1 protein-coding gene is annotated in these 1,044 nt (G+C 62.9%); it reads left to right on the top strand.

The annotated features are described in order from the left end of the window. The coding region (gene tnpC, locus CFR72_RS16830) for an IS66 family transposase (RefSeq protein ID WP_110914819.1) at positions 1–1,044 on the top strand (1,044 nt) is incomplete at both ends.

The raw sequence follows: 1,044 nt of genomic DNA, 5'->3' as shown, positions 1-1,044 counted from the left end.
CGCCCCCTTCCATCCGATCGCGCGCGGACGCGCCGGCCCATGGCTGCTGTCGACCATCCTGTGCGACAAGTTCCTGCAGCATCTGCCGCTGAACCGCCAGAGCGATGCCTTTGCCCGCGAAGGGATCGATCTCGACACATCAACGCTGGCCGACTGGGTGGGAGCCTGCACCGCGACGCTGGCCCCCCTGACTACGCTGATCCGGGCGCATGTGCTGGCGGCACAACGCCTGCACGCGGACGACACCACCGTGCCGGTTCTGGCGAAAGGCCGGACAGTCACCGGACGATTGTGGAATTATGTGCGTGATGATGGTCCATTTGGTTGGCCAGCACCGCCAGCCGTCTGGTTCCGGTATTCCCGGGACCGCAAGGGCGAACATCCCACGGACCATCTCACCGGCTGGACCGGCATTGTGCAGTCAGACGCCTATGCGGGTTATAATACTCTGGCGAAACCGGGACGCCAACCCGCGCCGGTTGTCTCCGCCGGATGCTGGGCCCACGGACGCAGAGGGCTGTTCAAAATCGCCGAGAGGGACAAGGCGCCCCTCGCCATAGAGGCAGTAGGCAGGATCGACGCCATATTCCAGGCCGAGCGCACCATCAACGGTACGCCCCCAGAACATCGGCTGGCAGTCCGTCAAACAGACATAGCCCCTCTGGTCGACGATCTGTTCGACTGGATGCGGGAGTGTTGCCGGCGCATGTCGACAAAAAATCCCGTTGCCCACGCCATGAACTATTTTCTCAGACGTGCCGATACATTCACACGATTCCTCACTGACGGCCGGATCTGCCTCTCAAACAATGCAGCAGAACGCGCCCTGCGCGGCATCGCCCTGGGCAGGAAAGCCTGGTTGTTCGCCGGGTCCGATCGTGGCGGAGAGCGCGCCGCCGCCATGTATTCCCTGATCGTCACCGCGCGCCTGAACGATGTCGATCCCCATGCATGGCTCGCTGATGTCCTGGCACGGATCAATGACATCCCCAATCCACGCCTCCATGAACTCCTGCCCTGGCACTGGAAAGCCCACCAGCAGGT

Source organism: Gluconacetobacter entanii (assembly GCF_003206495.1).
Classification (GTDB): Bacteria; Pseudomonadota; Alphaproteobacteria; order Acetobacterales; family Acetobacteraceae; genus Novacetimonas; species Novacetimonas entanii.
The sequence above is the reverse complement of the archived record's forward strand: the minus strand, read 5'-3'. Positions and strand labels throughout refer to the sequence as shown.